Here is a 21,066-nt window from a genome sequence, read left to right as displayed (position 1 = left end):
CCACGCGGATCCGGTCGGTGACATCGGTGAGCTTGAGTTCTCCCAGCAGGTCAAGCAGGGCAGACTGGTCTAGAGCCATCGTGGTTTGTGTCCTTCGTGAGTAGCTTTGATCGGTTCTCACTGACCATCCCACGATGGCTCCTCACGTCGATAGTTCGACGCTCAGAACCCGGGAAACTACACCAGCCCAGGGGACGTCACCCATCCCGACAGAAAAGCCCTGGTGAGACGGTAAATCTCACCGGGGCTTCGTCGTCCCCGCGGAGGGTTTACGTAAGCCTCGGTCGTTCCGGAGTTCTCGTGCGGGAGCAGGTCCGACGAGCCTGCTTATGACGAGCCGGGACCAAACCGGGACCAATCGGCGTGATTCGCCTTCCCGTCATCGACTGAGCGAAGGACTACGCGAGCCCCGCGCTGATCGTTCGGCGCCCTTGGCATCTTGACCGCTGAGGAATGCGTTGGCCTGCGCTGCGGCGTCGGCGAGGTGTCGGGTATCGGGGTGGAGATACCCTCGCGTGGTTTCCAGCGACTTGTGTCCGAGGATGCCTTGGAGCACGTGCAGCGGGATGCCCGCGTCGGCGAGCCAAGTCGCTCCGGTGTGCCGAAGGCCGTGCCGGGTGAGGTTCGGCAGCCCGAGCTGGGAGACCAGCGCATCCCACTTCGTGGCATCGCGAACGGTCGCTGTTGTGAGGACGCCTCCACGTGGCCCGGTGAGGAGTCGCTCCTCCGGCGCCCGATCAGATGTAAGGCGTTGGAGGACGGGCTCGAGGTGTTGCAGGATCGGGACGTGTCGAATCTCACGCCCCTTGGTCTGCTTCGTGACGAGCCCGCCGGAGCCGGGGAAGGTTTGACGTCGGATCGTCACGATACGCTGATCCCAATCCACGTCGCCGACTTGGAGCCCCGCGATTTCGGATCCTCGGGAAGCGAGTAACGCGCAGAGCATGACGAAGTCCGAGTAGCTCTGGTGGACCTTGCCGCAAGCGTCTGCCAAGGAGGTGAGCGTCGAAAGATCCTTGAGAGCGTGCACTCGCGGGGACGAGTCGTTCTCGACGACGGTGAGTGCGGTTTTGCCGAGGCTGCGACGCGAACGCTGGCGGGCGGGGTTGCTCGGGATGACGTCGTCGCGGACTGCTTCGTCGAGCACGCGCACGAGCGGTGCGATCGTGTTCTTGATCGTTGAGGCGGAGCAGTGTTTCTCCCATTCATCGATCGTGCGATCGATCATGCCTGCCGTGATCTGCGAGATCGGGAGATGCCCCAGAGATGGCAGCACGCGCAGGCGGAGCCCAACTTTGTACCCGTCAACCGTGGAGGTAGGATCCAGCCCACGCATCCAACGGTCGCCGATAAAGGTTACGTACTCCGACAGCGAGATACGACGGTCGAGCCCGATCTTGGCAGAGGCCTGCAGACTTTGAAAGAACTCCTCGGCGGCTTCTTCGTCGGGAACGACGAGCGCACGAACCATCCTCTTCTTCGTCTCCGGGTCTGTCCATCTTGCCCGTGCGCGGATACCGGATCGTCGGTACTCGAGGTCGGTGGCGACCTTCACCCCGATCGGCGGAATGGGCGACGGACCGCTGTCAGCGCCGCTCATTGCTCAGAGAATCCAGCCAGGTTTCGACTGCGTCGAGCCGATACCGGGTGATGCCGCCCAGCTTGAGGAAGGGAGGCCCCTTCTCATCTGCGCGCCACCGCGACAGCGTTGACCCCGACACCTTTAGGAGCGCAGCGACCTCGTGACTGTCGAGGAGCGGTGAAGTCAGGACTGGCTGGTCGCTCATCCCTGTTCCTGCCACTCGAGGTTCGTGATCTCGCGGATCGTGGCGTCCTGCTCGGCCCGCCGCGCGACGATCTGTTCTTCCACGAAGGTGAGGAAGTCCTCCGTCCGATTCGTGACGGGGCGCTCGGTCGTGTCGGGCGGGGTCCAGTCCTCGGCTTCGCCGCCCGGCCACGCCGTGATGCGGGTGGGACGGTCGCGGTCGAGCCGGGTACCGGAGATCGTGACCCAGTCCCGCAGCCGCTCCCTGGCGATGGCGAAGTCGTAGTGCCAGGCGAGGGACTGGTTGCCTTTGGCTTGCGGGTCGAAGCAGAACAGCCAGTGCTGCCGCAGCGCCGACAGTTCCCAGAGCAACTCGGGATGCCGGTGCCACATCGGGGGTATTACTTGGGCGGGCAGTCCGTAGGTGTGGCGGAGCCAGTCGACCCAGGCGTTGAGGTCGAGGAGTTCCTGCTCGAGATCCTGCGGTGGCAGGGTGCGCCAGTTGATCGGCCGCGGGATCGCGCCGAGCGTCGCGGCGATGTCGTTCGCGTACGCCTGCTTCGCGACTCGGCGAGCCTGCGCCTCGACCTCGGGCGGCAGCGCCGCATGCGTCGCGTTCTGCTCGTCGCTGTCCGCGCTGGACGGGGTGGTGTAGGTGTTCATCTGAGAGCTCCATCCACGAAGAGAAAGAGGAGTGCGCCGCCGGGCGGCGCACCGAATCGGAGGCGGGTGCGGCGGTCAGGAGGAGACACGGGTGCTGGCCGCCGCACCGGGTTATCGGGTGACGGCTTCCCGCTGCACCGGGCCGGCGCCTGCCGTCGCAGGGCCGTCGGAATCGAGCTGCGCTTCGCGCTCAGCGAGGACCTGCTGGACCTGCTCGCGGGTCGCCGTCTCCCGCTGCGCGGCGTCGCGTTCGGGGCGGCGGCGTTCGACGGTGTAGTCGGTGATGTTGTTGTCGTGCCCGATGCGGGACGCGACGAACTGCTGCTTCTGCACGCCCTCGCTGTTGACGTAGTCGCGGGGTTCGACCACGGCGATGAAGTTGTCGCCCTTCTGGAACTTCTCGAACGCGCGCTCCGCGGACTTGCGGAACATCACCAGGTCACCGAACTGCGGGGGCAGGTCCGTGAACGTGCCATCGGGTTCGGGCTGAGACTTCGGCTCACCGATTCGGGCGTAGAAGCGCGCATCGCCCTTGCTCGTGAACGTCAGCTCCGGGTCGGAGGCGATGAACCCCCACAGCGGCTCCTTCTTCTGCGGCTGCTGCTCCTGGGCCTGTTCCTGCGGTTCTTCGGCCATCAGCTTCACTCCTCTGCTCGCGCCCCGACACGGACTATGTCGGGGTCACCAGACAGGTACGGACCCGGCCAGGACCTACACCGAATCGTCGTCTGGCGCCGGAGAGGTCTCGGTCGTGGAGCCCTGCTGGAGGGCCTGTTCGACGTCGGCACGATCGGCGCGGAGCTGCTTCGCGTCCGCGCGTGCGGTCCAGGGGCGGAGCTTGGTGATGATGGGGCGGGCGGTGCGGAGCATCACGACGCCGGTACCAAACGGCAACGTGCGCAACACGTCCGGCGGGAGGATCGGCACCCTACGGATCGACCGCTGATTCGAGTGCGACCCGTAGGCATCGGTCGTGATCGAGTCGGTGGTCTCATCCCGGTCACCGATCAACGTCGCGAGATCCTGCAAGTCGCGCGAGTTGGAGGCCCCGCCGAGGATGATCTTCACAATCGAGGCGTCCCAGATCGCGTTCGCCTGGTTCTCGCCCCACTTTTCCCGCGCCTGCGCGAGGGACTGCAGCACCGGCAGCGGCGTGATCCCTGTCCCTCCGCCTTCCGCCATCAACGTCGGCAGCGACGGAAGCGGGGCGAGATTGCCAATCTCGTCCAGCGCGAGCAACAGCGGCGGATCCAAGCGGGCACCCGGGGAGCGTGCGGGGATTTTGCGGGCGGTCTCGACGAGGTCTTCGATGAATGCCGCCACCAGCGCCGACGATGCGCCCGCCCCGGCGCCGGTCGCGAGCAGATACAGGGTGCCGTTGCCGCGGAGGAACTCTTCCGGATCGAACTCCTCGCCCGGCGCGGGGGTGACCGCGTCGAGCACGCGAGGATCTGCGAGCGCCGAGAACGCCAGCGAGACGCCCTGCCAAATCGAGTCTCTCGTACGGGGGTCTGCCTGGACCATCGCGTCGAGGGAATCCGCCCACCCTTCGGCCGCACCAGGATGCGAGGAGAGGATCCGCACCGCGTCGGCTGCGAGCGTCGGGTTCAGTGCCCACTGATACAGGGTCTTCGCATCGCGACCGTCAAGCGCTGCGGCGTGGAGCAGCCCCTGGATCGCAGCCGTGGTTTTCCCTTCCCAAAAGCCCGCATCCTGCACGCCACCAAACCCGGTCGCTGTCGCAAGTCCTTTCGCGCGGATCATCGCGGTCAGGGGGTCGTGGCAGCCGCGCACGGGCGACCAGCGCATCCCCGCGGGCAGCCCCGGCGCGAGCTGTTGCGGATCGAACACCGCGACCTTCCCCTTGCGTGCTCGTGCCCGCATCGTCGCGGTGAGATTGTCGGGCCTGGTCGACGTCGCGATCACCGCACCGGGAGCGTCCAGGATCGCATTCACGGCCACGAAATACCCTTTCCCCGCACGCGGTGGCCCGATGAGGAGGATCGAGTCCTCCACCGTCGCCCACACCTGCCCGCCTTTCCCGTGCCCGAGGAGATACCCGACCTCCTGCGGGGCGACATTCCCGCTAAGGGAGGGTCGCAACGTGGCCGCCTTCTTCACGAGTGCGTTCGGCGACGCGGTGCGGGTGATCTCCACCGCAGAGGCGGTGCCTGCCAGCCGGTGCGGATCCGTGGTCGCCCGCGCCCGCAGGATCAGGCGCGCCACGACCCACCCGGCCGCGACCAGCGCGAGGAGGAAGATCGTGACGACGATCCAGTACAGGATCGGGCTCAGGCCCTCCGATCCAAGCGCTGCCCCCGGATCGGTCGGGGTCGCGAGGACGCCAATGCCGGACGTCATCCCACCGTCGGGCTCCGGCAGGCCCGTGAGGAACGCGGTCACGGAGCCCGCGAGCCGGAGCAGACCGGCGAACGCTGCGGCAGCGACAAGCGCTCCGAGCGCGAGATTGATGAAGACGTCGTTGGCGGGTTTCGCCTGTACTGGCCCGGACATGACAACGCACCTGCTTCCTGCCCCGATACGGAGGGGTCAGGAAGCAGGTGCGGTAGCAGCCGGGCCGCCGGCTAGGTGATGCGCTGCACGGATGCGGTGCCGGAGATCCGCCCGAACAGCAGCACCTCGCCCGCCATCTGCGGCAGCTCGCCACGGTCGAGGAGCGCTCGCACAGTCCCGGCGTGATCGGCGGAGGCGTGCCGGATGATCAGCGCGACCGCGACATCCTCGCCCGCGATGAACCCCTCCCCGGTGAACTCCACCAAGCTCGGCACTTGCCGGGGGGCCTGATCGTGCTCGGGCGCCGCGAAGGGCGAACGCGGGGCGGGAGGCGTGAGGACGTCGGCGTGAACGCTGCCATCCATCTCCCGCACCTCCACCCGCGTCGGAGAACCGAGGCGAGCGACGACCTCGGTGACGGTCTGCGCGATCTGGTCGCGACGGATCGGAGTCGCGGCGAGCTTGTTCCCGTTGACCGTCACGATCAACGTGTCGGGGTTCACCGCCTCGAGCAGGATCTGCGGCAGCACCGGAGGCACCACCACCGCCTCAGGGTCGGGGGTCGAAGCGATCGGTTTACGCGTGCGGGGTCGAATGCTCATGTCTGCAAGGTGCGACCCGGACCCTCCGCTACCGGGTGCCGGGACATGATCTCCTCGGGGTCGAGGGCCTGTTCGCGGGCCAACAGCGCGGAGGTGCCCTTCGCCCAGATCTCCGCCTCCTGCAACAGCTCGGCGTAGTCACCCGGTGCGACCTCGCCGCCGGAGACCGCCATCCAGGGCAAGTCGCCCGAAATCCCTCTGACTCGCAGCTCGGAGACCCACGTCCAGGAAGTCGGGACACGATCGGGGTCTTCCCAGTCGGTGTCCGTGTAGCGTTCCTCGATCGCGAAGCGATACATGTGACTGTTCCAAGGCGTGAAGACGAAGTGCCCGGCGCCGAAGACCTCGGGGTCTTCCCATCCGAGGACGATGTGCTCGGAGTAGCGCTCCGCGATCTCCTCCAACCCGGCCGTGAGCGCCTCCATCCGCTGGACTAGTTCGTCCTCTGAGAACGGTGGCCCCTGGTGCTCAGGACGGGGGCTCGGTATGCTCATGACACGTCTCCTGACCGGCCAGGATCGGCGTGTTTCCGCGGATTTTGAGCCTGCGTCATGCGCTGGGTCGTGTCGAAGGCTCGGAGCTCATCCGGGTGGAGTTGATGCTGCACGACGTAGCTAGATTCCTTGATCCGCCACAGCCCCTGCCCCGTGCCGAGGCTTGGGAGGAGTTTCTGCTCGGTGCCCGTCAAGCCGAGGGTCTTTCCGGTGGTGCCGACCTGGTCGGATTCCTGCCGGTAGATGATGCGAGACTCCGCATTCGCCAGGAGCGAGGTGGCGAGGGATCTCATGGCGGAACCCTGGTCGCCGACATTGTCGAGGTCGGTGAGCTTATGGAAGATGAGCAGGTTCGCGATTCCGTAGTGGCGGGCCAGTCTCCAATGCGCATCCATGCGTTTGAGGAGCGCGGGGTGCGACATCAGCCTCCACGCCTCGTCGTAGACGACCCACCGCTGCCCGCCGTTGGGATCTAGCAGCGCAGATTCCATCCATGCTGAGGAGCAGGTCATCAGCACCGAGATCAGGGTGGAGTTCTCCACCACCCGCGACAGGTCGAGTGTGATCATCGGCAGCGTCGGGTCAAAGGACACGGTCGAAGGCCCGTCGAACAATCCGGCGAGGTCTCCCGAGACGAGCCTGCGCAGCGCATGCCCGACCATGCGCCCATCGTCGGCGAGACGATCATCCCCGCCCGTATCGGGGGCGAGGATGCGGTCGACGATCATCGGGAGAATCGGAACCGATGCGGTGGAGACGACGGATTGGAGGGCGATATCGATGGCCGTGTGCTCCAGGGGCGTCAAAGACCGTTCGAGCACCGTCTCTGCGAGCGCCCCGATCAGATCGCGGCGACGGGAGGCGACGGTCGCGGTCCATTCGTTGTCGGAGATCCCGGCCGGACGGTACCCCTCGTCCAAGGGGTTCAATCTATTGCGGAGGCCGTGGCCGAGGACGATCGCTTTCCCGCCGACGGCTTCGGCGACCGCGGTGTGCTCGCCCTTCGGGTCACCGGGGACGTAGACGCGCCTCCCGAACGGGATCGACCTCGTGTATAGCGACTTCGCCAGCGAGGACTTCCCTGAGCCGACGATGCCTGCCAAGACCAGGTTCGGGGCGGTGATGATGCCGCGCTGGTAGAGCACCCAGGGGTCATAGACGAAGCTCCCGCCGGAGTACATGTCCTGCCCGACGAAGACGCCCTGGGAACCGAGCCCGCCTTCGGCGAGAAACGGGTACGCCCCCTGGAGCGCCGCCGATGTGTCCTGGTGTGCGGGCACCCGGAACCCCCGATACGAACGGAGAGCCGCCGCGCCCGGTTCGCCTCCCCGCGGAAGATAGTTCGTGGAGCGCGCTTCCGCACGGGTCGTTTCGATCGATTTGTGGCCGAGGATGCCTTGGAGCACGTGGAGTGGGATGCCTGCGTCGGCGAGCCAGGTCGCTCCGGTGTGGCGGAGCCCGTGCCGGGTGAGGCTGGGTAACTCGAGCTCGGTGACAAGCTGATCCCACTTCGTCGCATCCCGCACAGACGCTGTGGTGAGCACGCCACCGCGGGGACCGGTCAGGAGCCGCTCGTCGGACTCACGGCCGTGGGTGAGGCGTTCCAGGACGGGGGTGAGGGCTTGCAGGATGGGGACGTGGCGGATGTCTCGGCCCTTGGTTTGTTTGGTGACGAGGCCGCCTGCGCCGGGGTAGGTTTGGCGGCGGATCGTGACGATGCGTTGGTCCCAGTCGATGTCGCCGACTTGGAGGCCTGAGATTTCGGAGCCTCGCGCGGCGAGGAGAGCGCCGAGCATGACGAAGTCGGAATAGCTCTGATGCACCTCCCCGCACCGGTTCGCCAGAGTCGTGAGGGTCGCGAGGTCTTTGGTCCAGGCAGCGTCTGTGCGCTTCGCGCGCGTCGTGGTCACCGTGACGGTGCCGGCGGTTCTTGACGCATGCGGGCGGTGTCGCTAGCTTAAGTGGACTAGCCCACTATTCAAAGAGGAGTAGCCCATGCTCGATCCCAGTACATCGCCTCTCGCCCCCGGTGCCTCAGTCTCGCTCCGCGGCGGATCACTGGAGGGCGGCCGGACGCTCTCGGAGGCTCTCGATCTCGCGGGTGAGCGACTCGATCCCGATCTCGGTGACGGCTTCACCATCTCGATCGACGCTCAAGGGGCAGTCGAGGTCGCGGTGGGCAGCGAAGCCGCTCTGAACCGCGTGAGAACGGTGATCGCGACCAGTGCGACCATCGAGTGCGACGGTAAGGACGAGGTCCGCACCGTGACCGATGCGCCACGCATCGCTCTTCGCAGCATCCACGAGTGCTTCTACGGCGAGCGGTGGGCGCCGGAGGACCGGCTCGCCGTGATGCGCCTCGCCGCTGAGGCCGGGGCGAACGCCTACGTCTACGGACCGTCTGCGGATCGGAGGACCGGTGGCCTGTGGCGTGAGCTGTACGAAGGTCGCGAGCGCGCTGTCCTGGTCGAGCTCGCGAAGGAGTGCCGCGCGGTCGGCGTCGAGCCGATCTGGCGGATCTCGCCCGCGGCTCCCCTCGAGCCGACCCAGGCGATCAGGATGTCGGACCCTGAGGAGTTCGCCGCGCTCGTGCAGAAGGCCAGGCATGCGATCGAGCTCGGATTCGAGCGGATCCTCATCGCCTTCGACGACCTCACCGCTGGTCTCGACGAGGAGACGGCCGCGCGGTTCGAGGGAGCGGATCATCCGATGGCCGCCGCTCACGCCGACGCCATCCGCCGCTTGGGTGAGGAGATCGGGCATGAGCGTCTTCTGGCGTGCCCCCTGCACTATTGGGGGATCGAGCCCTCGCCCTATCGACGCGAGTTCGGCCGGGGGTTTCCCTCCGAGGTTCCTGTCGTGTGGACGGGGCCCGCGGTGATCTCGGAGGAGATCACCGCGAGCGACGCGGCAGCGGTCGCCGAAGAGGTGGGGCACCCGCTGTGGCTGTGGGACAACTACCCGGTGAACGACTGGGACATGGACGGGATCTCAGCGCTCCCGCTGCATGCCAGGCCCGGATTGGACAACCTGGTGATTCCGCGCCGGCTCCCGCTCGCGCCGATCTCTGGGCGCGATCCTCGCCTCGGTGACGTCGTGATGGCGATGGGCGGCAATCTCGCGCTGGACCCGTGGACGGGCCTGCCGGCGGCGCTGACGCTTCTGGACTTCGCCTGGGCGGGTGCCGCGTATGACGCGGAAGAGAGCTGGAGGTCTGCCGTCGAGCGCCTCGATGTCGATGTCGATGCGCTCGCGCTTCTCGCCGACAGTGCGGGGCCGGGATCGGGTGTGCTCGCGCGACGGCCCTCTGCCTTCGCCGTCGCCTGCGCGAGCGTGTTCGTGGCGGAGGATCCCTTCGCAGCTTCGCTGCTCGTTGAGGTCGAGTCTGTGGTGAACGACCATGTCGGCGCTCTCGCCGATCTGCGGGCAGCGCCGAGCAGGCTGACTCGGGAGCTGCAACCGTGGCTCGTCGAGCTCGGGCGGCAGTGTCAGCTCGCGCTCCTGGGCATCGCGGCATTGCGCGCGTCGGTGGGGGAGAAGTCGGAGCTTGCGGCGGAGCTGACCGGGGCGCTCAACCGTCGCAGCATCGTCGCCGTCGGTTCGGGGATGGGGCGTGCGCTCGCAGAGTACGCCCGTGGTCTGGTCGCCGGCGGGACCCCGCAGATCGATGTCCCGGATGCGGTGAGTTTCGGGCATTGACACTGGACTAGACCTGTTCTACGCTCTTACCAATCTGGACTAGACCTGTAATGCTCAATGCCGAGTAGTGAGGAACACGCATGAAGAAGTTGCTAGGAGTCACAGCGGTCGTCGTGGTCGCGGGCAGCCTGATCGGATGCTCCGGTCCGGCAGCCTCCGATGACGAGGTGCTGACCGTCTGGGGGTGGCGGACGGACAAGCCGTGGGTGGAGCTCATGGAAAGCTACAAGGGCGATGGCTTCACCGTCGACTACAAGTCGTACAAGGCGGAGGAGTACAACCAGATCCTCCAGACGGGCCTCTCCAGCAGTACGGGCCCGGACATCGTGATGCTCCGTTCCTACGGCGGACTCGACACGCTCGTCGCAGGTGGAGGCGTCGCCGCGCTCGACGAGGACTTCGCCGGACTCGCCGAGATCCCCGACAACCTCGTCGACGGAGTGCGCAGCAGCAAGGACGGCAAGGTGTACGGGGTGCCGTTCCAGTCCGTCACCGCGAACGTCATCTACAACAAGACCCAGTTCGATGCTCTCGGTCTGTCCGAGCCTGCGACCTGGAGCGAGTTCATCGCGCTGAACGACGAACTCCTCGCGCAGGGCGTCACTCCGATGGCGGCGGGAGCGCTGGATTCCTGGATCCTGCCGATCTACCGTGATCTGTTCGCCGCCTCGGCGTACGGTGGCCCTGCCTTCGCGGCGGAGCTTCTCGCAGGCGAGACGACGTTCGAAGACGATCGCTACACCGAGGCCAACCAGACGCTCCTCGATCTGACGAAGTACTTCCCCCGCGGGTTCGAGGGGATCAACTACGCGGATGCCAATGCGCTGTTCATCTCGGGGGAGGCCCTGCAGTACCCTGGCGGCATCTGGGAGCTCACGGCGTTCAACGAGGCCATGCCGGACGTCGAACTCGGGCTCTTCAACGTGCCGTCGGTCTCCGGCGGCGAGGACTTCGCGATGGGGTACCTCGACGGCGCGATCGGGATGGCCTCAGGCTTGGAGGGCAAGAAGCTGGAGAACGCGCAGAGCTACCTCGAGTGGATCGGATCGACCGAGTTCGGTCAGCGGATCGCCGATGACCTGCTCTCCATCCCGGCCGTCGGCGGCGTGACGCCCGCAGACCCGCTGATGGCGAAGGCGTCCGAGGCGTTCGCCGCGAGCCCGACTCCGTACCTCACCTACGTCAACTTCGACTTCGGAACGCCGACCGGCACCTCTCTCGAGTACACGGGCCTGCAGAAGATGGTGATCGGCGACCTCAAGCCGGCACAGGTCGGAGCCGAGGTGCAGGCGGGCATCGCCCAGTGGTTCGAGCCGACTCCGTGACCATCGCTCGTCTGGGCCGTGGGGAGCGCCGCAGCTCGTGGCGCTCCCCGCGCTTCTCCGTCGTGGCCGCGTTCCTCGGGCCCGCGCTGCTCCTGTATGCGGTGATCTTCCTCTATCCGGTCGGAACCGCCCTCACCAATGGGTTCTTCACCTGGAGCGGCACATCACGCGAAGGCTTCGCGGGATTCGAGAACTTCGCCACCCTCATGGGGCTCGAGCCCTATGCCTCTCAGTTCTTCCGTGCCATCGGGAACAACGTCTTCTTCTTCGTCGGCACGATGATCGTTCAGAACGGTGTCGGCCTCGTCCTCGCCTTCCTCCTCAACGGGACGGTACGCGGCAAACGGTTCTTCCAGACCATCATCTCCGTGCCCTACCTGATGAGCGCTCTCGTGATCGGCTATGCGTGGTCGATGCTGCTGTCGCCGCGCTTCGGCGCCGTGAACGCCGTACTCGGTCTCTTCGGCATCGAACCGATCGCATGGCTCGGCACACCCGCGCTCGTCATGCCGATCCTCATCCTCATCAACGCCTGGCAGTGGATCGGCGTCACGATGCTCATCTTCGGCGCCGGCCTCGCCGCCATCCCCGGTGAGCAGATCGAAGCCGCGCGCGTGGACGGCGCCTCGTCGTTCCGCATCGCCCGCTCCGTGCAGTTGCCGCAGCTGGTCTCCTCTGTCTCGATCGTGACGATTCTCACGCTCATCGGATGCTTCAACCTGTTCGACCTCGTCTTCGCCGTCGGCGGCAGCTCCGGTGGCGTGGGCGGAGCGGCGGATGTCATGGGGACGCTGTTCTACCGCTTGTCGTTCAGCAACTCGCCGAACGCTTTCGGGCTGTCCGGAGCTTTCTCCCTGGTGCAGCTGGTCCTGATCCTGGTGGCCACGATCGGCGCTCAGCGCCTCTTCCGGGGAATCGAACGGAGGTACTCATGAAACGTCGCAGCCACGTCGGCACCTACATCGTGTTGACGGTCGCCGCCATCGTCTCGGCGCTGCCGAATCTGCTCGTCCTCGTCGGCTCGCTTCGTCCGAACACGGAGATCGTCGCCAACCCGACGGGATTGCCGACGTCTCTCTACCTCGGCAACTACGCCCGCGCATGGGAAGAGGGGTCGATCGGCATCTACTTCGTGAACTCGCTGATCGTCACGCTGGTCTCCCTTGCCCTCGCGCTCGTGCTGTTCCTCCCCGCGGCGTACGCCCTCGGTCGTTGGCAGTTCCGCTTCGCGGGCCTCGTGCAAGCGCTCTTCCTCATCGGACTGATGATCCCGCTCAAGATCGGCATCCTGCCCCTCGTGCAGATGTACGACCAGTGGCGACTCATCGACAATCTCGGCGGTCTCATCCTGGTCTACACCGCACAGACGGCACCGCTCATGATTCTGATCCTGTCCACCTTCTATCGCCAGCTTCCCGACACGCTCGAAGCCGCCGCGATGATCGATGGTGCGTCGCCGTTCCGCACCTTCTTCAGCGTGATGACCCCCTTGATGACGCCGGCGATCGCCGCATCCGTGATCCTGAGTATCGGCCCGATCTGGAACGACTTCTTCATGCCGCTGGTGCTGCTTCGAAACGAAGAAAACTTCACGATCCCCGTGGGCTTCAGCTCCTTCTTCGGTGAGTACGGGGTGGATCGAGGGATGCTGTTCGCCGGCATCGTCATCGCAGTGGCGCCCGTCGTCATCTTCTTCGCGCTGGCCATGCGACAGATCGTCGGCGGTCTGACGGCAGGAATCGAGAAGTGAGCGCGATGGACGTCTTCGTCGACGTCGGCAAGTCGGGGATGCGCCTGCACGTCGTCTCCGATGGACGCGTACGCACCTTTCTCGGTGACGGTATCTCTCCGACGCAGGTGGTCGACCACGGACACGTGCTGGGGGCGGGAATCGCGCAGCTGCTCGTCGAGGCGGAGGCTCACGCGGCTGATCATCTGCTGGTCGGGTCGACGAGCGAGCTTTCGCCGGCCGAACATCGATCGCTCTTCGCACAGGTGCGTACGGTGCTCCCGGCGGCGCGGATCGCCGTCGCCGACGACGGGACGCTGGCGCATGCCCGATTCCTCAACGCCCCGGGAGTCCTGCTGGCCGCGGGAACGGGGGTGATCGTCATCGCCCGATCCGCGAGCGGCGAGTTGCGCCGTTTCGACGGGTGGGGCCCCCTTGCCGGCGACCGGGGATCCGCAGTTGACGTCGGGAGATGGGCGCTTCGTGCGGCCTATGCCGCGGCGGACGAGCAGCGTGACACTCCGCTCCGCGACGCTATCGCGCGACACCTGGGGGCGACCGACCTCCTGGTTGCTCGGAGAATCCTCTCGGATGCGCAATGGCCCGCGACGCTCGCCGGGCTTGCGACCATCGTCGGCGATCTGGCACTGGGTGGGTCGGCGGATGCGTCGGAGATCCTGGACGCGGCTGCGGCCGAACTCATGGCGACGGTCCGGACCGCGGCCGAGAGCACCGGCTCTGATGACCTTCTGCCGGCCGGTCGGTTCGGAACGGCGCCGGCGGTGCACGCGCGACTCGAGACGCTGGCGGCAGCCCAGGGGATCCGGATCGTGACGGCACTCGCTCCGACGGCGGTCAGTGCGCTCGACATCCTGGCAGGACCCTATCGCGCGAGCATGACGATCGCGGAGGCCGGCGAACACGCCGGGTCCGGGGGAAGGGCGTGATGATGCGACGTCACCGCGTCGACATGTCTGCGCTCGAGCTGCGAGGCGAACTCTCCGAGGACAGGCCGCGAGGCGATCAGATCCGAGAGCGTCTGGAGGACCTTGCCGCGCGGTTGGGTCCGGGGTCTACCATCCCCTCGGACCGTCAGCTGGCCGAGCACTTCGGTGTCGCGCGGATGACGGTGCGGACGGAGGTCAAGCGCCTCACGATCGACGGAGTCCTCGAAGTCGAGCAGGGGCGGGGGACGTTCGTCTCGAGCTCCCCGCGACTGGCACCCGAGTGGGGAACCTCGTACACTCTCGCTGCGCGCGCCGCGCAGGGAGAACCCCGAACGACTCTGGTGCAGAGCGCTGCGACTGCGTCGGATGCGCGTACGGCCGAGCTGCTGAGGATCCGGGAAGGCGCACCCGTCCTCACACTCACCCGACTCCGTGCGCTCGACGGCCGCCCCATCGGTATCGAGCGGGTGAGCATCCCCCTCGAGCGCTTTCCCGGGCTAGAGGAGGTCGACCTGGAGAACGTCTCGCTGTACCGAGTGCTCGCGGAGCGCTGGGGCCTCGTGCGCGCGGCTTCGACGGGTCGCGCCGCAGCGACACTGCCCAGCGAGGCCGACGCGGCTCTCCTCGGGGTGACCGTGCGCGATCCCTGCCTGGTCGTGCAGATGATCAGCATGGATGCCGACGGCGCGGTGTTCGAGGTCGGACGTTCGGTCTACCGTGCCGATCGCTACGAGATCGGAATCGACCTGATGCATCGACGGACCGATGACTGAGGCCGGCGCGGCGGCATCCGCGCGTCCGTTGAGTGACGAGGACCGTCGGCCAGGAGGAGGACAGGGCGTGACCGAGAGTAAAGCGGCAAGAGAAGTCGGACGGGAACAGGGAGATCTGGGGATGCGCGCTGCGGTGAGGGACATCACGCCGAGCACCCCGGGGCCGTTGGCGGGCTATGAGGCCAGGCGCGGCGCGCCCAGTACGGGCACGCAGGACGCGCTCGAGGCGGCGTTGCTCGTCATCGGAGACTCGCATTCGCAGGTCGCCTGGCTCACGATCGATGTGATCGCCGTGCCGGCTCCGCTCGCAGCGCTGCTGCGCGATGCCGTGCGTGCCGGGTTGAACGAGCACGGGCTCCCCGTGGTCGTCGCGGCTTCGCACACCCACTCCGCGCCGCTCGATTGGGTGGGCAGCATCTACCCAGGGCACTCCGGTGAGTCGGACCCGCTCGTCGTCGCAGAACTCATCGATCACGTGCGGTCGCTCGCCGCCGGCGTCGCCGCGCAACCCGAGGAGCCTGTCACGGGAGGATGGGCGGAACGTCACGCGGTGGGTGTCGGCGCGAATCGGCTCGATCCTCAGGGCCCCCATGATGACCGGGTCGGTGTGCTGACTCTCCGCTCCGTGCCGGGTGGCGCTCTGCGGGCGGTGCTCTTCGACGCCGCGACGCACCCCACGGTGTACGGACCGGACAACCTGCGCTGGTCCGCTGACTGGCCCGGCGCGGCGCGGCGCGTGCTGCGTGCGGCCGCGGCAGCGATGAACGCCGCTGCGGAACACAGCGGCCCGGCTCCGATCGTCCTCTTCCTCCAGGGGGCGACGGGTGACGTCAGCGCCCGCTTCACGCGCCGCGGAAACGACGCGGTCGAGGTCGCCAGGCTCGGCGGCATCGCGGCTGCCGCAGGGATTGCCGCCATCGCCCACGATGCGCGGCCGCTGAGCGCATGCGTCCGCCACACCAACCGAGTGGTCGATTTCGAACGTCGTGTGCTGCCGTCCTGGGAAGCGGCCGAACGAGAGGTGGATGAGGCTCTCGCGGTCCGAGAAGCACTGGTCGGGCTCTCGCCGATCGACCCCAAGGTACGGCTTGCGCAATCGCGCGTGGATGGTGCGCTCGTACAGCGTGCGCTCGTGGCGGCGGATCCCGCGCGTGTGCTCGCGTGTGAGGTATCGGTCATCGCGATCGGCGACGTGGCCTGGGTCCACGTTCCTGTCGAGCTCTTCTCGCGGATCGGCGAACGGATTCGCGCGGGCAGCCCGTTCCCGACCACTCGCGTCATCGGGTACGCGGACGGGTACCTCGGGTATCTCCCGGATGAGTCCGCGTTCATCCAGGGCACCTACGAGGCGCTCTCCAGTCTGTTCCCCGCAGATGCGGCGGATCGTCTCGTCCACGAGACATGTGAGATCTTGAAGGAGATCCGATGAAGTACGAATATCCCGCTCTGGCTCATTCCGTCATCGACGCGGTGTCCGTGGGGCAGGGTCCCGCGATCGACGAGGCGATCGCGCTTATCGCTCCACGACTGCGACGGGGAGGCGTGCTGCATGTGTTCGGCACCGGCCACGCGCGCATCCCAATGCACGAGATGGCCGGTCGGGCGGGCGGGCTCGCCCCGGTGAATCTCGTCCGTCTCAGCGATCTCGTCTTTCGTGGCGGACATGAGCCCGCCGAACTCGCCGATCCGCTGCTCGAGCGTGATCCGGAGTGGGCGGCACCTCTGCTCGAACTCGTCGCCCTCGGCCCGGACGACGTCTTCCTCCTCGCCTCGAACTCGGGGATCAACGGTGTCATCGTTGAGTTCGCCCGCCTCGTGCACGAAGCAGGGTTCCCTGTCGTCGCGCTGACCTCCATCGCGCACAGCACGTCTGTTCCCTCCCGTCACCCTGCGGGTCTGCGACTGCTGGATCTCGCTGACGTGGTGATCGACAACGGTGCTCCGGCCGGCGATGCGGCACTGGAACTTCGCGACAGCACGGCCGTCGGTGCGGTGTCGAACCTGGCCGGAGTCGTCGTGGTCCAGATTCTCACGGAGGGCATCGCGCGGGCGTTCCTCGCGGAAGGGGAGCCCCCGCTCGTCTTCCGGTCGATGAACCTTCCCGATGGCGACGCGCGGAACGCGGACCCGCTCGCGGCGTACGCCGGACGCGTTCATCCGATCGAGCCCTGAGCCGCGCCGCGTGCAGGAGGTGGTGAGTCGATGATCCTGACGGATGCGAGGGTGGTCGCCGACGGGGTCGTCATCTCCGACGGATGGGTGCGTCTCGAGGAGGGGGTCATAGCGGAAGTCGGGTCGGGCCGGCTGCCGGGGGGAGACGCCATCGGAATCGGGGGACGTTGGATCGGGCCCGGCTTCATCGACACGCACATCCACGGAGTGTACGGGGTCGATGTCATGGAGGACGGATCGAATCGGATCGCCGACCTCGCGCGGGCTCTGGTGCGGCACGGTGTCACGTCCTTCGTCCCCGCCACCTACACGGCGTCGAGAGAGCAGACTCTCCGGGCGCTCGCCGAGATCGAGCGAGCCAGAGCGACGCCCGACCCGACAGCGGCCTCGATTCTGGGCGTGCACATGGAGGGCCCGTTCCTTAGCGCGGCGTGCAAGGGAGCCCACCCGGAGGAGCATCTGCAAGACGGTTCACCGGAGCTTCTCGAGGAGTTCCTCGCCGCCGCCCTGGTGTGCATCATGACCCTCGCCCCGGAGAGGGAAGGAAACGCCGCAGTGATCGCGCGGCTGCGTCAGCGCGGGGTTGTCGTGTCCGTGGGGCACAGTGACGCTGACGTCTCCGTCGTCGAATCCGCCGTCGGCTCCGGTGCCGGACTCGTGACCCATCTCTTCAACGGGATGCTTCCATTCCACCATCGGGCCGCCGGCGTCCTCGGCGCGGGACTGCTCTTCTCCGACCTCGTGTGCGAATTGATCGCCGATGGGGTGCATGTCGGGGCCGAAGCGATGCGTCTCGCCTGGCGGGCCAAGGGAGCCGAGGGATTGATCCTCGTGTCGGATGCGGGCAGGAGTGCAGGCGCCGCCGCGACGGCAGCGGATGCCGGCCGGTTGCCGGACGGCACGCTGTCCTCCAGCGCATGCATGCTCGACACCGGGTTCCGCCTGTTCCGAGAAGCGAACGGACTCTCGATCCCCGAAGCCTGGCCGATGGCGAGCCGTACGGCGGCCGTCGCGCTCGGGCTCGCGCACAAGGGAGTGATCCGCCCGGGCGCGGATGCGGACCTCACTGTCGTCGACGAGGACGCACGGGTGTCGGCCACTTTCGTCGCCGGGCGACTCGTACACGGCCGGCTCTAGACGTGGAGACCGGCTTCGCCGTCCGCAGGCAGGGTCAACGCGTCCTTGCTGACGCGCATCTGGATGACGTAGCGATCGCCGCGGTACAAAGATCGCCCGAACTCGACGACCGTGCCCATCCGGTCGCGCGACGTGCGCGCCAGCGCGAAGCACGATGCGCCGGGCGTCGTCGACAGCTTTCGGGCGTCGGCGTGGTCGAGATGCGCGATCGCGGCGGTCTGTTCGGCGGAATCGACGATCACGCCGTAGTCGCTGGCGAGTGCGGCATACAGCGAGTCCCGTTCCTGCAGGCGATCCAAGAGGCCGGGGAAGCGCTCTGCGGGAAGGTTGGTGCGTTCGATCGCCATCGGCACGTCGTCGGCGGTGCGCACTCGTTCGATCAAGTAGACCTGTGCACCCTCCGCGATCGCGAGACGCTCGGCGATGAAGGCGTCCGCGGGCCTGGCCTCTGCGCGGATCTCACTGGTGCCGGGTATCATCCCGCGCAAGACCATGTCCTCGGTGAACGAGCGGAGCACCTCTGACTGGGTCACGAGCGGATGCTGCACGAACGCCCCCCGGCCAGGGATCCGGTAGATCAGAGCGGAGGCCTCGAGACTGTCGAGCGCGGCCCGAACGGTCATCCGCGCGACGCTGAACTGCTCGGCGAGGACCCGCTCGGAGGGGACGAGGGTGCCGGGCCCCGAGGCGCGGGCGAACTCCTCAAGGGAGGCGCGAATCCACTCGCTCTTGCCGAGTCCGTCGGCAGCGATCGGAATCACGCCGCCGGGGTCGTTCCGTCGTCGAGACATCGGTGCCCCTTCCATCGCGAGTCGTCATCGTCGTGGTTCAGATTGCGAATCTCATGCTAGTCCGGCTGGTCGATCCGTGCGTGAGAGTTTCGGCATAGACCGATAACATGCTGAGAACCACTCTTGAGGAAGGTGCGCGATGTCAGTTCCCGGTCCGTCCATCTGTGTTCTCGGCTGCGGAGTCATGGGAGCGGGCATCGCGCGCGTGTTCTCGCATGCGGACATGCCCGTGTCGGTCTACGACGCAGACCACCAGCGCGCTGCTTCATTGGCCGCCTCGTTGGGCTCCGGTGCGTCCGCCGCCGGCTCGGTCGAGGAGGCGGTGCACGGTGCGGAGTACGTCTTCGAGGCGGTGCCGGAGGTCGTCCACATCAAGGAAGAGGTTCTCGGTCGCGCGGGTGAGGCGAACGGGGAGGCGGTGATCGCCTCCAACACCTCGAGCCTGCAGGCGGAAGCGCTGTCGAAGAGTGTGCCCCGAGCGGAACGTTTCGTCATCGCGCACTTCTTCAACCCCGCCGACCTGGTCCCGCTGGTCGAGGTGGTCCCCACCGTGGCCACTCGACAGGGTCTCGCCATCGACGTCGCCGAGCTGTTGCGGCAGGTGGGCAAACAGCCCGTCGTGTTGGATCGGGCGGTGCCCGGCTTCGTGGCTAATCGTCTGCAGTCCGCTTTGCTGCGGGAAGCGTTCGCGCTGCAGGAAGCAGGGGTGGCCTCGTTTGAGGCGATCGATCTCATCGTGCGTGCTGGGCTAGGCTCGCGGTGGGCTGCTGCGGGACCTTTCGCGGTCGTCGATCTCGGTGGTCTCGATGTCTGGAATGCCGTGTGCGCCCAGCTCTTCCCCCTACTCGCTCAGACGACGACGGCACCGGACGCGTTGACGGAACGCGTCGCAGCCGGCGACCTGGGGGCCAAATCGGGGAGAGGGCTTCAGGCGCACGACGCTGTCGAAGACGAGGTCGTTAGACGGCGCATAGCCGCGCATTTCGCATTGGAATTCGGCTCCCCCGCAGGGTGAGGATCCCGCGTCGCGTGTCGGAGGCCGTGCTGGTGAAGCCTCCGGAGGGGGTGGTGGGGGAGGCGCTGTTGCACATCGGCAGAGCGCCGACGAGCGCGCGAGGTGCGCCGAGCTATAACCGCCAGGCGGCTTCTTCGTTGTAGAACGTGCGCAGTCTGTCAAAGGGGCGTTCGCCCAGACGATGGGGAAGCGAGACGTAGATCGCATCGAGCACGGCCAGGTGTGTGATCCGTGCAGACATCGCATCGAAGCGGAAGTCCAGCTCGCGGCCGCCGGCGATCAGCGGGATGTCCGCACGTTGGGCGAGTCGGGTGCCGGAGAAGCTCGTGAGCGCGATCACGGATGCGCCACGTAAACCCCTGACGGATCTGCCGAAAGCTACCAAGAGCCGGGACCTGGCCGGGACCTGATGCATGCAAACCATGCAATCCATGACGTGAAATGGGGTCGTTTGAGGGCGGAGAACCCCGGAAAATCAAGGATCTGAGCTGAACCGTCTACCTGGGGGTCAAGGGGTCGCAGGTTCAAATCCTGTCAGCCCGACCAGAGAATCGCGGAAACTCAAGGGTTTCCGCGATTTTTCGTTGGTGAGATTTGATCCGGCCATCTAATGCCCATCATGACCAGTTCAACGCCGAGCCGTCGATTACGATCAAGCACTACATCCGCCGCAACGAGACCGTCGACCCCACGACTGCGGAGCTGCTGGAGACGGCATTCGTTAAGAAAGCCTTTGATCAGAAACAGTAACAGGTATGCTGTATGTGTAACTGGTTTGGTTCGGGGTGAGGTGAACATGGATGCTGCACTGCTGCCAGACCTGCTGGGATACAAGGATCTCGCAGGCGTGGGATTGACGCGAAGGCAGTTCGACCGGCTCGTCGACGCTGAAGAGTACGAGCGGATCGCGCCCGGTCAGTTCCTACGCGCTGGTGCAACGGATGACACTACGGCGGCGTGGATGGCGATCGCTGCGAAGCGGCCGCAGGCGACGCTTTGTCTGCTGACAGCGCTATCCATCCATGACCTCACGGACGAGGTCCCGACGAGTAGCAACATCGCCATCCCACGAGGTATGAAGCCATTGATCGCCTGGCGCGCACCGATCAGATGGCACCACTTCGACGCCGCAACTTTTGACATCGGTCGTACTGAGTACGCGCTGCCTGGTGGGAGGACGATCGGGCTCTATTCCGCGGAACGCACGATCATCGACCTGTTCCGTCTCAGCCACGAATGGGGCAGCGACATCGCAATCGAAGCGCTCAAACGATGGCTCCGTGCCAAAGGGAACAGCCCGTCCCGACTGCTCACCATTGCCAAGAACTTCCCGAAAGGGCGACCCGCGCTACAGAACGCTCTGGAGATCCTCCTATGACGCCGAAAGGTGACGTCCCGCTGAGTGGTGGAGTTTCCTCGACACCGTGCGGGTCAGTTGTT

21 protein-coding genes are annotated in these 21,066 nt (G+C 66.6%); 11 read left to right on the top strand and 10 right to left on the bottom strand.

The genetic code is table 11. The features are described from left to right. Positions 1-379 precede the first annotated feature (379 nt). The 8 genes from ACTIAO_RS13305 to ACTIAO_RS13270 all read right to left on the bottom strand — a co-directional run bounded on the left by ACTIAO_RS13305 (position 380) and on the right by ACTIAO_RS13270 (position 7,948). Entirely contained in the window at positions 380-1,600 is a 1,221-nt protein-coding gene (locus tag ACTIAO_RS13305; protein ID WP_441906700.1) for a tyrosine-type recombinase/integrase, read from the bottom strand. Continuing rightward, on the bottom strand, positions 1,587-1,787 hold the full coding sequence (locus ACTIAO_RS13300; protein ID WP_441906698.1) for a helix-turn-helix transcriptional regulator: 201 nt from the start codon (positions 1,785-1,787) through the stop codon (positions 1,587-1,589). The genes ACTIAO_RS13305 and ACTIAO_RS13300 overlap by 14 nt, the downstream gene beginning before the upstream one ends. Beyond that, positions 1,784-2,428, bottom strand: a complete 645-nt coding sequence (locus ACTIAO_RS13295) for a hypothetical protein (protein ID WP_441906697.1) — start codon at positions 2,426-2,428, stop codon at positions 1,784-1,786. Before ACTIAO_RS13295 ends, ACTIAO_RS13300 begins: the two co-directional genes overlap by 4 nt. A 111-nt stretch (positions 2,429-2,539) precedes the next feature. Further along, entirely contained in the window at positions 2,540-3,064 is a 525-nt protein-coding gene (locus ACTIAO_RS13290; RefSeq protein ID WP_441906696.1) for a single-stranded DNA-binding protein, read from the bottom strand. A 75-nt stretch (positions 3,065-3,139) separates the two neighbouring features. Further along, positions 3,140-4,942: a type IV secretory system conjugative DNA transfer family protein gene (locus ACTIAO_RS13285; protein WP_441906695.1), complete on the bottom strand. Its 1,803-nt coding sequence runs from the start codon at positions 4,940-4,942 to the stop codon at positions 3,140-3,142. A 71-nt stretch (positions 4,943-5,013) separates the two neighbouring features. Continuing rightward, positions 5,014-5,544, bottom strand: coding sequence for a hypothetical protein (locus ACTIAO_RS13280; protein WP_441906694.1), 531 nt, complete (start codon positions 5,542-5,544; stop codon positions 5,014-5,016). Then, complete coding sequence (locus ACTIAO_RS13275; protein ID WP_441906693.1) at positions 5,541-6,038, bottom strand: hypothetical protein; 498 nt, start codon at positions 6,036-6,038, stop codon at positions 5,541-5,543. The genes ACTIAO_RS13280 and ACTIAO_RS13275 overlap by 4 nt, the downstream gene beginning before the upstream one ends. Further along, the gene (locus tag ACTIAO_RS13270) at positions 6,035-7,948 is read right to left on the bottom strand and encodes a tyrosine-type recombinase/integrase (protein WP_441906692.1); all 1,914 of its coding nucleotides are present in this window, start codon (positions 7,946-7,948) and stop codon (positions 6,035-6,037) included. The genes ACTIAO_RS13275 and ACTIAO_RS13270 overlap by 4 nt, the downstream gene beginning before the upstream one ends. An 85-nt stretch (positions 7,949-8,033) precedes the next feature. Here ACTIAO_RS13270 and ACTIAO_RS13265 point away from each other — a divergent pair, with 85 nt between their 5' ends. The 9 genes from ACTIAO_RS13265 (at position 8,034) to nagA (ending at position 17,820) form a co-directional block, all read left to right on the top strand. Continuing rightward, on the top strand, positions 8,034-9,737 hold the full coding sequence (locus tag ACTIAO_RS13265; RefSeq protein ID WP_441906691.1) for a beta-N-acetylglucosaminidase domain-containing protein: 1,704 nt from the start codon (positions 8,034-8,036) through the stop codon (positions 9,735-9,737). An 80-nt stretch (positions 9,738-9,817) separates the two neighbouring features. Beyond that, positions 9,818-11,062, top strand: coding sequence for an ABC transporter substrate-binding protein (locus ACTIAO_RS13260; protein ID WP_441906690.1), 1,245 nt, complete (start codon positions 9,818-9,820; stop codon positions 11,060-11,062). Then, on the top strand, positions 11,059-11,997 hold the full coding sequence (locus ACTIAO_RS13255; RefSeq protein WP_441906689.1) for a carbohydrate ABC transporter permease: 939 nt from the start codon (positions 11,059-11,061) through the stop codon (positions 11,995-11,997). The genes ACTIAO_RS13260 and ACTIAO_RS13255 overlap by 4 nt, the downstream gene beginning before the upstream one ends. Then, positions 11,994-12,812, top strand: a complete 819-nt coding sequence (locus ACTIAO_RS13250; protein ID WP_441906688.1) for a carbohydrate ABC transporter permease — start codon at positions 11,994-11,996, stop codon at positions 12,810-12,812. Before ACTIAO_RS13255 ends, ACTIAO_RS13250 begins: the two co-directional genes overlap by 4 nt. Before the next feature lie 5 nt (positions 12,813-12,817). After that, complete coding sequence (locus ACTIAO_RS13245; protein ID WP_441906701.1) at positions 12,818-13,738, top strand: BadF/BadG/BcrA/BcrD ATPase family protein; 921 nt, start codon at positions 12,818-12,820, stop codon at positions 13,736-13,738. Beyond that, entirely contained in the window at positions 13,738-14,511 is a 774-nt protein-coding gene (locus tag ACTIAO_RS13240; RefSeq protein WP_441906687.1) for a GntR family transcriptional regulator, read from the top strand. The genes ACTIAO_RS13245 and ACTIAO_RS13240 overlap by 1 nt, the downstream gene beginning before the upstream one ends. A 67-nt stretch (positions 14,512-14,578) precedes the next feature. After that, positions 14,579-15,940 carry a hypothetical protein gene (locus tag ACTIAO_RS13235; RefSeq protein WP_441906686.1) on the top strand — a complete coding sequence of 454 codons (1,362 nt, stop codon included), beginning with the start codon at positions 14,579-14,581 and terminating at the stop codon, positions 15,938-15,940. Next, positions 15,937-16,683, top strand: coding sequence for a sugar isomerase domain-containing protein (locus ACTIAO_RS13230; protein WP_441906685.1), 747 nt, complete (start codon positions 15,937-15,939; stop codon positions 16,681-16,683). The genes ACTIAO_RS13235 and ACTIAO_RS13230 overlap by 4 nt, the downstream gene beginning before the upstream one ends. A 30-nt stretch (positions 16,684-16,713) precedes the next feature. Further along, positions 16,714-17,820 carry an N-acetylglucosamine-6-phosphate deacetylase gene (gene nagA, locus ACTIAO_RS13225; RefSeq protein WP_441906684.1) on the top strand — a complete coding sequence of 369 codons (1,107 nt, stop codon included), beginning with the start codon at positions 16,714-16,716 and terminating at the stop codon, positions 17,818-17,820. On the opposite strand, the gene ACTIAO_RS13220 is transcribed toward nagA, so the two are convergent. After that, positions 17,817-18,611, bottom strand: a complete 795-nt coding sequence (locus ACTIAO_RS13220) for a GntR family transcriptional regulator (RefSeq protein ID WP_441906683.1) — start codon at positions 18,609-18,611, stop codon at positions 17,817-17,819. The two genes, nagA and ACTIAO_RS13220, sit on opposite strands and share 4 nt — an antisense overlap. Positions 18,612-18,750: 139 nt before the next feature. Between ACTIAO_RS13220 and ACTIAO_RS13215 the strand changes: the two genes are divergently transcribed. Continuing rightward, positions 18,751-19,626: a 3-hydroxyacyl-CoA dehydrogenase family protein gene (locus ACTIAO_RS13215; RefSeq protein ID WP_441906682.1), complete on the top strand. Its 876-nt coding sequence runs from the start codon at positions 18,751-18,753 to the stop codon at positions 19,624-19,626. A gap of 112 nt (positions 19,627-19,738) precedes the next feature. On the opposite strand, the gene ACTIAO_RS13210 is transcribed toward ACTIAO_RS13215, so the two are convergent. Beyond that, positions 19,739-19,966, bottom strand: coding sequence for a hypothetical protein (locus ACTIAO_RS13210; RefSeq protein ID WP_441906681.1), 228 nt, complete (start codon positions 19,964-19,966; stop codon positions 19,739-19,741). 456 nt (positions 19,967-20,422) lie between these two features. Here ACTIAO_RS13210 and ACTIAO_RS13205 point away from each other — a divergent pair, with 456 nt between their 5' ends. Beyond that, the gene (locus tag ACTIAO_RS13205) at positions 20,423-21,004 is read left to right on the top strand and encodes a type IV toxin-antitoxin system AbiEi family antitoxin domain-containing protein (protein WP_441906680.1); all 582 of its coding nucleotides are present in this window, start codon (positions 20,423-20,425) and stop codon (positions 21,002-21,004) included. The last annotated feature ends 62 nt before the right edge of the window (positions 21,005-21,066 follow it).

Origin of the sequence: Microbacterium sp. (assembly GCF_052099035.1) — a bacterium.
GTDB lineage: Bacteria > Actinomycetota > Actinomycetes > Actinomycetales > Microbacteriaceae > Microbacterium.
The sequence above is the reverse complement of the archived record's forward strand: the minus strand, read 5'-3'. Positions and strand labels throughout refer to the sequence as shown.

Coding starts and splice junctions, on each gene's coding strand:
- ACTIAO_RS13305 (WP_441906700.1), bottom strand. CDS start 1,600: ATGAGCGGCGCTGACAGCGGTCCGTCGCCCATTCCGCCGATCGGGGTG.
- ACTIAO_RS13300 (WP_441906698.1), bottom strand. CDS start 1,787: ATGAGCGACCAGCCAGTCCTGACTTCACCGCTCCTCGACAGTCACGAG.
- ACTIAO_RS13295 (WP_441906697.1), bottom strand. CDS start 2,428: ATGAACACCTACACCACCCCGTCCAGCGCGGACAGCGACGAGCAGAAC.
- ACTIAO_RS13290 (WP_441906696.1), bottom strand. CDS start 3,064: ATGGCCGAAGAACCGCAGGAACAGGCCCAGGAGCAGCAGCCGCAGAAG.
- ACTIAO_RS13285 (WP_441906695.1), bottom strand. CDS start 4,942: ATGTCCGGGCCAGTACAGGCGAAACCCGCCAACGACGTCTTCATCAAT.
- ACTIAO_RS13280 (WP_441906694.1), bottom strand. CDS start 5,544: ATGAGCATTCGACCCCGCACGCGTAAACCGATCGCTTCGACCCCCGAC.
- ACTIAO_RS13275 (WP_441906693.1), bottom strand. CDS start 6,038: ATGAGCATACCGAGCCCCCGTCCTGAGCACCAGGGGCCACCGTTCTCA.
- ACTIAO_RS13265 (WP_441906691.1), top strand. CDS start 8,034: ATGCTCGATCCCAGTACATCGCCTCTCGCCCCCGGTGCCTCAGTCTCG.
- ACTIAO_RS13260 (WP_441906690.1), top strand. CDS start 9,818: ATGAAGAAGTTGCTAGGAGTCACAGCGGTCGTCGTGGTCGCGGGCAGC.
- ACTIAO_RS13250 (WP_441906688.1), top strand. CDS start 11,994: ATGAAACGTCGCAGCCACGTCGGCACCTACATCGTGTTGACGGTCGCC.
- ACTIAO_RS13245 (WP_441906701.1), top strand. CDS start 12,818: ATGGACGTCTTCGTCGACGTCGGCAAGTCGGGGATGCGCCTGCACGTC.
- ACTIAO_RS13240 (WP_441906687.1), top strand. CDS start 13,738: ATGATGCGACGTCACCGCGTCGACATGTCTGCGCTCGAGCTGCGAGGC.
- ACTIAO_RS13230 (WP_441906685.1), top strand. CDS start 15,937: ATGAAGTACGAATATCCCGCTCTGGCTCATTCCGTCATCGACGCGGTG.
- nagA (WP_441906684.1), top strand. CDS start 16,714: ATGATCCTGACGGATGCGAGGGTGGTCGCCGACGGGGTCGTCATCTCC.
- ACTIAO_RS13220 (WP_441906683.1), bottom strand. CDS start 18,611: ATGTCTCGACGACGGAACGACCCCGGCGGCGTGATTCCGATCGCTGCC.
- ACTIAO_RS13215 (WP_441906682.1), top strand. CDS start 18,751: ATGTCAGTTCCCGGTCCGTCCATCTGTGTTCTCGGCTGCGGAGTCATG.
- ACTIAO_RS13205 (WP_441906680.1), top strand. CDS start 20,423: ATGGATGCTGCACTGCTGCCAGACCTGCTGGGATACAAGGATCTCGCA.